Source organism: Streptomyces sp. NEAU-174, assembly GCF_052665095.1.
In genome coordinates, this window is record NZ_JBQTCE010000009.1 from 414,489 (window position 1) to 425,049 (window position 10,561).

The following is a 10,561-nucleotide window of genomic DNA, read 5'->3' on the forward strand; positions in this document are numbered from 1 at the left end:
TGGGCCCGCGTCAGGAATCGTTGCCGTCGAGGCTGTCGAGGTCGAGCGCCATGTCGATGAGGTGCTGGACGTCCATCTCGTCGATGGACTCCGCCTCGTCCTCGGCGCCGCTGGGGTCGGAAGTGGCGGCTTGTGGATCGGCCAGCCGGAGCAGCGTGTCCAGCAGCCCGGCCTCCCGGATCCGGCTCATCGGGATGGCGGCCAGGGTGCGGCGCAGCTCGGCGTCCTGCGGATCGAGGTCCACATCGGGCAGGGCGTGGCCGAGGCCGTGGCCGGTGCCGTGGCCCGGTCCGTCCGGGACCAGCTCGGTCAGCAGATGCTCGGCGAGCGCGGCCGGGGTCGGGTAGTCGTATACCAGGCTGGCGGGCAGCTTGAGGCCGGTGGCCGCGCCGAGCCGGGTGCGCAGTTCGACCGCGGTGAGCGAGTCGAAGCCCAGCTCGTTGAAGGCGCGCCCGGCCTCGACCTCGTCGGCGGAGGCGTGGCCGAGGGCACTGGCCACATGGGTGCGGACCAGGTCCAGCACCGCGTCCTCGCGCTCGGCCGCGGACAGCCCGGCGAGCCGCTCGCGCAGACCCGACGCGCCGTCGGCCGCCGCCTTGTCCGCTAGCTCGCCGTCGCCGTCGCCGCCGCCGCGCAGGGCCTTGGCCACCTGCGGCAGATCGTCGATCAGCGGGCGGGGGCGGGCGGCGGTGAAGGCCGGGGCGAACCGCTCCCAGTCGACATCGGCCACCGTCACGGCGGTCTCCCCGCGGGAGAGCACCCGCTGGAAGGCGACCATGTTCACCTCCGGTGCCATCGGCGGCAGCCCACGGCGGCGCAGCTGCTCCTCGGCGTCGCCCTCGGCGGCCATGCCGCCCTCCGCCCACGGGCCCCAGGCCACCGAGGTGGCGGGCAGGCCACGGGCCCGGCGCTGTTCGGCCAGCGCGTCGAGGAACGCGTTTCCGGCCGCGTACGCGCCCTGGCCGCCGCTGCCCCACACCCCGGCGATCGAGGAGAAGAGCACGAAGGCGTCCAACTCGGTGTCGCCGCCGAAGAGCGCGTCGAGGTGGACCGCACCGGTCGTCTTGGCCGCCACGATCCGGGCGAACTCGGGCAGTTCGGTGCCGGTGCCGGGCTCCTGGGAGATCCCGGCCGAGTGCACCACGGCCCGGACCGGCGTGCCGTTGGCGGCCAGCTTCTCCACCAGCGCGGCGAGCGCGTGGCGGTCGGCCACATCGCACGCCTCGACGGTCACGGCGGTGTCGGTGCCGGAGAGTTCGGCCACGATCTCGGCCGCGCCCGGCGCGTCGGGGCCACGGCGGCTGAGCAGCACCAGCCGCTCCGCGCCGTGGTCGGCCAGCCAGCGGGCCACATGCCGGCCCAGGGCGCCCGTGCCACCGGTCACCAGCACGGTGCCGCGCGGCGTCCAGGGCTCGGCGGCGGCGGTGGCCGCGGTGCGCGGGGCCGGGACGAGGCGGCGTACGAAGACCCCGGTGGCGCGGATCGCCATCTGGTCCTCGTCGTCGGACCCGGCGAGCACGGCCGCGAGCCGGTCCAGCGCCCGCTCGTCCACGGTCTCCGGAAGGTCCACCAGACCACCCCAGCGCTCGGGCTGCTCCAGGGCGACCACGCGGCCGTAGCCCCAGACCTGGGCCTGGGTGGCGCTGTCCAGCCGGTCGGCGCCGCCGGTCGAGACCGCGCCCCGGGTGGCGCACCACAGCCGCGCCGGGGCGTCGTCGCCGCGCCGCGCCAGCGCCTCGGCCAGCGCACCGGTCAGCGCGAGGCCGACCGGCACCGCCGGATGCTCCGGATGCGGCCGCTCGTCCAGCGCCAGCAGGGACAGCACCCCGGCCACCGGGCCATCGGCCGACGCCGCGGCGAGGCGGTCGGCCACGGCGGCGGGGTCGGTGTCGGCGGCGTCCAGTTCGAGCGTGACCACCCGCACGCCGCGCCGGGTCAGGTCGTCGGCCACAGCGGTGATCCGCGGGTCGTCGGCGTGGCTCGCCGGGACGACGGTCAGCCAGGTGCCGGACGGGGCCGGGGCGCCCGAAGGGCCGCCCTGGGGACGCTCCTTCCCCACTACGGGCTTCCACACCACGTTGTACAGGTGGCCGTCCGCGGCGGACCGCTCGCGCTGGGCGCGGCGCCACGACGACAGGGCGGGCAGCACCGCGCTGAGCGGCTGGTCGCCCTCGACCCGCAGCTCACCGGCGAGCGACTCCCAGTCCTCGCGCTCCACGGCCTCCCAGAACCGCGCGTCCATCGCGTCCACGGCGCCCTCGGCCGGGGTCCCGGCCGCCGGGGCGAGGTCCGGCCAGTAGCGGCGGCGCTGGAACGCGTACGTCGGCAGGTCGACACGGTGTGCGCCGGTCCCGGCGAAGTACCCGGCCCAGTCCACCTCGGCGCCCCGGACATACGCCTGGGCGAGCGCGGTGGTGACGGTCTCGGCCTCGGGGCGGTCCTTGCGCAGCGCGGCGGCGAAGGCGGTGCCCTCGCCGGTCACGCAGTCCTGGGCCATGGCGGTCAGGACGCCATCGGGGCCGAGTTCGACGTAGGTGGTGACGCCCTGGGCTTCCAACGTCCGTACGCCATCGAGGAAGCGGACCGCCTCGCGGACGTGGCGCACCCAGAAGTCGGGGCTGGTGATCTCCTCGGCGGAGACCAGCTCGCCCGTCAGGTTGGACACGATGGGGATGCGCGGGGCTTCGTACGTAAGCCCCTGCGCGACCTCGCGGAACGCGTCCAGCATGCCGTCCATACGCGGCGAGTGGAACGCATGGCTCACGGTGAGGCGCTTGGTCTTACGGCCCTGTGCCTCGAACGCGGCTGCGATCTCCCCGGCCGCGTCCTCATCGCCCGCTATGACGACGGACGTCGGCCCGTTCAGCGCGGCGATCGAGACACGCTCGCTGAGCAGCGGCGTCACCTCGTCCTCGGACGCCTGGACGGCGATCATCGCGCCACCGGTGGGCAGCTCCTGCATCAGCCGGCCACGCGCGGCCACCAGCGTGCACGCGTCGGCCAGCGAGAACACACCGGCCACATGCGCGGCGGCCAGCTCGCCGATCGAGTGCCCGGACAGGAAGTCCGCCTTCAGACCCCATGCCTCGACGAGCCGGAACAGCGCCACCTCGACCGCGAACAGCGCGGGCTGAGTGAACCCGGTCTGGTCCAGCGCCTCGGCGTCCTCCCCGAACAGCACCTCACGAAGGGGCCGTTCGAGATGCGTGTCCAGCTCCGCACACACCGCGTCCAGCGCCTCCGCGAACACCGGATAGGCGTCGTACAGCTCACGCCCCATCCCCAGCCGCTGGCTCCCCTGCCCCGTGAACAGGAACGCCAGCTTGCCACCGGTCACCGAGCCCTCGACGAGCCCCGCCGCACCGCGCCCCTCGGCCAGTGCCGCGAGCTGGTCGCCGAGGAGGTCGCCGTCCGGGCCGAGCAGCACGGCCCGGTGTTCCAGGGCGGCACGCGAGGTGGCCAGGGAGTACGCGAGGTCGAGCGGGCGCGGCGTGTCGGCTCCGGCGGCGGCCACGGAGGGGCGCAGCCGTGCGGCCTGGGCCCGTAGCGCGTCCTCGGTACGGCCCGAGACCGGCCAGGCGAGGACGGGCAGGTCCCGCTCCGGGGCGGGCGCGGAGACCGCGTCCATGGCCGGGGCCTGCTCGATGATCGCGTGCGAGTTGGTGCCGCTGAAGCCGAACGACGACACGCCCGCGCGGCGCGGACGGCCGGTCTCCGGCCACGGCCGGGCCTCGGTCAGCAGCTCGATGTCCCCGGCGGTCCAGTCGACGTGCGGGGTCGGCTCGCTGACGTGCAGGGTCCGCGGCAGCACACCGTGCCGCATCGCCATGACCATCTTCATGATGCCGGCGGCGCCCGCCACGGCCTGGGTGTGGCCGATGTTGGACTTCACCGAGCCCAGCCACAGCGGGCGGCCCTCGGGCCGGTCCTGGCCGTAGGTGGCGAGCAGCGCCTGCGCCTCGATCGGGTCGCCCAGCGTCGTACCCGTGCCGTGTGCCTCCACGACGTCGATGTCCGTGGCCGAAAGACCGGCGTTGGCGAGGGCCTGCCGGATGACGCGCTGCTGGGACGGGCCGTTGGGCGCCGTCAGGCCGTTGGACGCGCCGTCCTGGTTGATGGCGGTGGAGCGCAGGACGGCGAGCACCGGGTGGCCGTTCCTGCGGGCGTCGGAGAGCCGCTCCACCAGGAACAGGCCCACGCCCTCGGACCAGTTGGTGCCGTCCGCGTCCGCCGAGAACGCCTTGATCCGGCCGTCGGCGGCCAGTCCGCGCTGCCGGCTGAACTCCAGGAAGGCGCCCGGGGTGGACATGACCGTGACGGCACCGGCCAGCGCGAGCGAGCATTCGCCGTTGCGCAGCGCCTGGGCCGCCAGGTGCAGCGCCACCACCGAGGACGAGCAGGCGGTGTCGATGGTGACCGCCGGTCCTTCGAGCCCGAAGGCGTAGGAGAGGCGGCCGGAGGCCACGCTGGAGGAGTTGCCGGTGCCGAGGTGGCCCTCCAGGCCCTGCGGCTCGTTCAGCCACAGGGTCAGATAGTCCTGGTCGTTGGAGCCGATGTAGACGCCGGTACGGCTGCCGCGCAGCGCCGCGGGGTCGATCCCGGCCCGCTCGAACGCCTCCCAGGTGGTCTCCATCAGCAGCCGCTGCTGCGGGTCCATCGCGAGCGCCTCGCGCGGCGAGATGCCGAAGAACGAGGCGTCGAAGTCGGCCACGTCGTGCAGGAAGCCGCCCTCGCGGGTGTAGCTGGTGCCCTCGATGTCGGGGTCGTCGCTGTAGAGGGTGGCGAGGTCCCAGCCGCGGTCGGCGGGGAACGGGGTGATGGCGTCGTCACCGGCCACCAGCAACTGCCACAGCTCCTCGGGCGAGTGCACCCCGCCGGGGAAGCGGCAGCTCATCGCGACGATCGCGATGGGGTCGTCGCGGTCCACCGCGCTGATCACCCGGTCGGGGACGATTCCATCGGCCGGGTCCCCCACGATCTCCTGGCGCAGATGGCCCGCCAGGGCGGTCGAGGTGGGGTAGTCGAAGACGAGCGTCGGCGGCAGCCGCAGCCCGGTGGCCTCGCGCAGCAGGTTGCGCAGCTCGACGGCGGTCAGGGAGTCGAAGCCCAGGTCCTTGAACGCCCGGCCCTCCTCCACGGCCTGCGGGCCCGCATAGCCGAGGACGGCCGCCACCTGCGTACGCACCAGGTCCAGCAGCAGCCGGTCCTGCTCGGCCGCGCTCAGCCCGGCCAGCCGCTCGGCCAGCGCGGAACCGCCGCCCGCGGCGGTGTCCACCGCGCGGCGCACCGGGACCCGCACCAGCCCGCGCAGCAGCGGCGCGAGCGCGCCCGCCGCGGCCTGGGCGCGCAGCGCCACGGCGTCCACGCGCATCGGGACGGGTGCCACCTCGTCCGTGGTGAGCGCGGCGTCGAGGAGCGCCAGGCCCTCCGCCGGGGACAGCGGCGGCAGTCCGGCGCGCCGCATCCGGGCGATGTCGGCCTCGTCCAGGCCACCGGCCATCCCGGCGCCCGCCCAGGGGCCCCAGGCCAGTGAGACGGCGGGCAGGCCCTCGGCGCGGCGGTGTGCGGCCAGGGCGTCGAGGAAGGCGTTGGCGGCGGCGTAGTTGCCCTGGCCCGGGGTGCCGAACACGCCCGAGGCGGAGGAGAACAGGACGAAGGCGGTCAGGTCGAGGTCGCGGGTGAGTTCGTGGAGGTTCCAGGCCGCGTCCACCTTCGGGCGCATCACGTGCGCCATGCGCTCGGGGGTGAGTGAGCCGATGACGCCGTCGTCCAGTACGCCTGCGGTGTGCACGACCGCCGTCAGCGGGTGCTCGGCGGGGATGGTGGCGAGGGTCGCGGCGAGGGCGTCGCGGTCCGCCACGTCGCAGGCCGACCAGCGCGCCTCGGCGCCCAACTCGGCCAGTTCGGTGGTGAGTTCGGCTGCCCCGGGGGCCTGGTCGCCGCGGCGGCTGATCAGTAGCAGGTGTCGTACGCCGTGCTCGGCTGCCAGGTGGCGGGCGAACAGGGCGCCCAGGGAGCCGGACGCGCCGGTCACCAGCACCGTGCCCTCGGGGTCGAAGGCGTACTCGGTGGTCGTCTCTTCCGCGACCGGCACCCTGGCCAGCCTCGGGATACGGGCCATGCCCGCGCGGACGGCCAACTGCTCCTCGTCCGTCGCCAGGGCGGCCGGAAGCGCCGCGAGCGAGGTGTCCTGGCCGTCGATGTCCAGGAGGATGAAGCGGTCCGGGTTCTCCGCCTGTGCGGAGCGCACCAGGCCTTGTACGGCGGCGCCCGCCGGATCCGTCAGCGGCTCACCGGCCTCGGTGGCCACGGCGCCTGAGGTCAGCAGGACCAGCCGGGAGTTCGTGAAGCGGTCGTCGGCCAGCCACTGCTGGAGCAGGGCAAGGACCTGGGTGGTGGTCTGGTGCGCCGTGGTGGCGGGCGAGGGGGTTTCCCCCACCCCGCCCCTTCCCGAAACAAGGGGCTCCGCCCCTTGAACCCCACCGGGGCTCCGCCCCGGACCCCGGTCCTCAAGCGCCGGACGGGCTGGAGATGCCGCATCCGGGCCTTCGAGTGCCGCGCCGTCTGCGTGCGGGTTGGTACGCCCTTCGGGCGTGTCCTCAATCGCCGGACGGGCTTGAATTGCCGCACCCGGGCCTTCAGAAGCCGCACCCGGGCGTTCACGTGCCGGGCACACCACTACGTACTCCGGCAGCGCCGTTCCGGAATCGACGGCCTTGCCCAGCTCCGCGAGGTCCGCGTATGCCGTGGCGCCCAACCCGAACGCGTCCGTGCCCAGCACCGCCCAGCGGCCGCTGCCGGGCGCGGCGGCGCCCGCACCGGCCGGGAGGTCGGTCCACTCCACGCGGAACAGCGACTCGTGGTACGCCGCCCGCGCGGCCCGCACCTGCTCCGCCGACACGGCGCGCAGGACCAGCGAGTCCACGGCCGCGACCGGCGCACCGGTGGCATCCGCGATCTCCAGCCGGACACCGTCCGCGCCCCGCAGCTCCAGCCGCACCCGCAGCGCCGAGGCGCCGCTCGCGTACAGCGACACGCCGCTCCAGGCGAACGGCAGCCGCCCCTGGCCGTCGCCGTCGCCCAGGCCGTCCAGGCCGAGCGCGTGCAGCGCCGAGTCGAGCAGCGCCGGGTGCAGACCGTACGCCTGCGCGTCGGACGCGGCGGACTCGGCCAGCCGGACCTCGGCGAAGAGTTCGTCGCCGCGCCGCCACGCGGCCGTGAGCCCCTGGAACACCGGGCCGTACCGCAGCCCGCCGTCCGCGAGCGCCGCGTACAGCTCCTCTGTACCGGCCGCCTCGGCGCCCTGCGGCGGCCACGCGGTCAGCGCGAACGACGGCCGGGGCGCGCCCGTGGCGAGCACACCGTCGGCGTGTCGCGTCCACGGCTCCTCGGCCGGGGCGTCCTCCGCGCGGGACAGCACGGTCAGCGACCGCCGTCCGGCGCCATCGGGCGCGCCGACGGTGAGCTGTAGCCGGACGCCACCGCGTGCGGGCAGCACCAGCGGGGCATGCAGGGTCAGCTCGTCGAGCAGGTCACAGCCGACCTGGTCACCGGCGCGGACGGCAAGCTCCACGAAGGCCGTGCCGGGCAGCACCACCGCGCCCTGCACCGCATGGTCGGCCAGCCACGGATGCGTATCCACACCCAGCCGTCCCGTGAACACCAGCCCATCGGTCTCCGCCAGCGGCACGGCGGCGCCGAGCAGCGGATGCCCCGCCAACTCCAGGCCCACCGAGGCCACATCACCCACGGACGCCGCGCCCGGCTCCAGCCAGAACCGCTCGTGCTGGAAGGCGTACGTCGGCAGGTCGACGTGATGGACGTCCCTACCTGCGAAGTATCCGGCCCAGTCCACCGCCACACCGCGCACATGGGCCCGTGCGACGGCCGTGGTCAGCGTCTCGGCCTCGGGGCGGTCCTTGCGCAGCGCGGAGACGAAACCGGCCGCGGCGGCGTCGGTCACGCACTCCTGCGCCATCGCGGTGAGCACCCCGTCCGGGCCCAGCTCGATGAACGTGGTGACGCCCTTGGCCTCAAGGGTCCGGATGCCGTCGAGGAAGCGGACGGCCTCGCGGACATGGCGCACCCAGAAGTCGGGGGTCGTGATCTCCTCGGCGGAGACCACGGTGCCGGTGAGGTTGGAGACGATGGGAATGCGCGGGGCCTCGTACGACAGGCCCTCGGCCACCTCGCGGAACGCCTCCAGCATCCCGTCCATGCGCGGGGAGTGGAACGCATGGCTGACCGTAAGGCGCTTGGTCTTGCGGCCCTGCGCCTCGAAGCTCGCCGCGATCTCCAGCGCCGCGTCCTCATCACCCGCGATGACCACCGACGACGGGCCGTTGAGGGCGGCAATGCTGACCCGCTCGGTCAGCAGCGGCGTCACCTCTTCCTCCGACGCCTGGATGGCAATCATCGCGCCACCCGCCGGAAGCTCCTGCATCAACCGACCACGCGCCGCCACCAGCTTGGCAGCGTCGGCAAGCGACAACACACCTGCCACATGCGCGGCGGCCAGCTCACCGATCGAATGACCCGACAGATAGTCGGGCCGCAGCCCCCACGCCTCCGAAACCAACCGGAACAACGCCACCTCAACCGCGAACAACGCGGGCTGAGTGAACCCCGTCCGATCCAGTACCGACGCGTCATCCCCGAACAGAACGTCCTTCAAAGGCCGCTCAAGATGCGGATCCAGCTCCGCACACACCTCATCCAGCGCCTCCGCGAACACCGGGTAGGACGCATACAGCTCACGCCCCATCCCCAGCCGCTGACTCCCCTGCCCCGTGAACAGGAACGCCATCTCGCCCTCGCCGACCGTGCCTTCGATCAGCCCCGGCGCCGACTCCCCCCGCGCCAGCGCGTCAAGACCGGCGGCCAGCCCGGCGCGGTCCTCGCCCACGAGCACCGCGCGCCGCTCCAGCGCCGCCCGGGCGGTGGCCAGTGAGTAGGCCACATCGGCGGTGCCGAGGGCCGGTTCGCGGTCGAGGTGGGAGGCGAGGCGCCGGGCGTTGTCGCGCAGCGCCGCCGCGTTCCTGGCGGAGAGGAGCCACGGCAGCACGGTGGCGGTGACCGGCGCGGCGTTCGCGGCCGGTGCGGCGTCCCTGTCCGGCTCCGGAGAGTCTTCCGGAGCCTCCGGCTCGGGGGCCTGCTCCAGGATGGTGTGAGCGTTGGTGCCGCTCACGCCGAAGGCCGAGATCCCGGCCCGGCGCGGCCTGCCGGTCTCGTCCCAGGGCCGGGCCTCGGTCAACAGGGACACCTCGCCCGCCGTCCAGTCCACGGTCGGGGACGGCTGGTCGACGTGGAGGGTCTTGGGCATGAGGCCGTGGCGTATCGCCATGACCATCTTGATGACGCCCGCGACGCCCGCCGCCGCCTGGGCGTGGCCCAGGTTGGACTTGAGCGAGCCCAGCCACAGCGGCCGCCCCTCGGGCCGCTCCTGGCCGTAGGTGGCGAGCAGCGCCTGCGCCTCGATGGGGTCGCCCAGCGTGGTGCCGGTGCCATGGGCCTCGACGACGTCGATCTCGGCGGCGGACAGCCGGGCGTTCTCCAGCGCCTGGCGGATGACACGCCGCTGGGACGGGCCGTTCGGCGCGGTCAGGCCGTTCGACGCGCCGTCCTGGTTCACCGCGCTGCCGCGCACCACGGCCAGCACCTGGTGGCCGTTGCGCCGCGCGTCCGACAGCCGCTCGACCAGCAGTACGCCGACGCCCTCGGACCAGCCGGTGCCGTCCGCCGACGCGGCGAAGGACTTGCAGCGGCCATCGGGGGCGAGGCCGCGCTGGCGGCTGAACTCCACGAAGACATCGGGGTTGGGCATCACGGTGACGCCGCCGACGAGGGCGAGCGAGCATTCGCGCTGCCGCAGCGCCTGGGCCGCCCAGTGCAGCGCGACCAGCGACGACGAGCACGCGGTGTCGATCGTGGCGGCCGGGCCCTCGAGGCCGAAGGTGTAGGCGATACGGCCGGACAGCACGCTGGTGGCGCCGCCGGTGAGCAGCAGGCCCTCCAGCTCCTCCGGCGCGCCCTGGACATCGGAGCCGTAGCCCATGGCCGAGGCGCCCACATACACGCCGGTGCGGCTGCCCTTGACGGACGTCGGGTCGATTCCCGCGCGCTCGAACGCCTCCCAGGACGTTTCCAGCAGCAGCCGCTGCTGCGGGTCCATCGCCAGGGCCTCGCGCGGCGAAATGCCGAAGAATCCGGGGTCGAATTCGGCGGCGCCGTCGAGGAATCCACCACCGCTGTTGTAGAAGGTGCCCTTGCGGTCGGGGTCCGGATCGGCCAGTCCGTCGATGTCCCAGCCGCGGTCGGCGGGGAATCCGGAAATGGCGTCACCGCCCTCCGCGACCAGCCGCCACAGATCCTCGGGCGAACCGACGCCACCGGGGAAACGGCAACTCATCGCCACAATGGCGATCGGTTCCTGCGCGTCCGCCTCCACCTCGGTCAGGCGGCGACGGGCCCGGCGCAGCTCAGTGGTCATCCACTTCAGATTGTCGAGCAGCTTCTCTTCGTTCGCGCTAGCCACGGAAACGTCACCTCCTGAGGTCAGTTG

Annotated in this window: 1 protein-coding gene; it reads right to left on the reverse strand. The window is 74.0% G+C overall.

The window, feature by feature from the left end; genetic code table 11:
* Nucleotides 1-10: 10 nt before the first annotated feature.
* Nucleotides 11-10,534: a type I polyketide synthase gene (locus tag ACT2CW_RS27175; RefSeq protein WP_445518568.1), complete on the reverse strand. Its 10,524-nt coding sequence runs from the start codon at nucleotides 10,532-10,534 to the stop codon at nucleotides 11-13.
* Nucleotides 10,535-10,561: the final 27 nt, after the last annotated feature.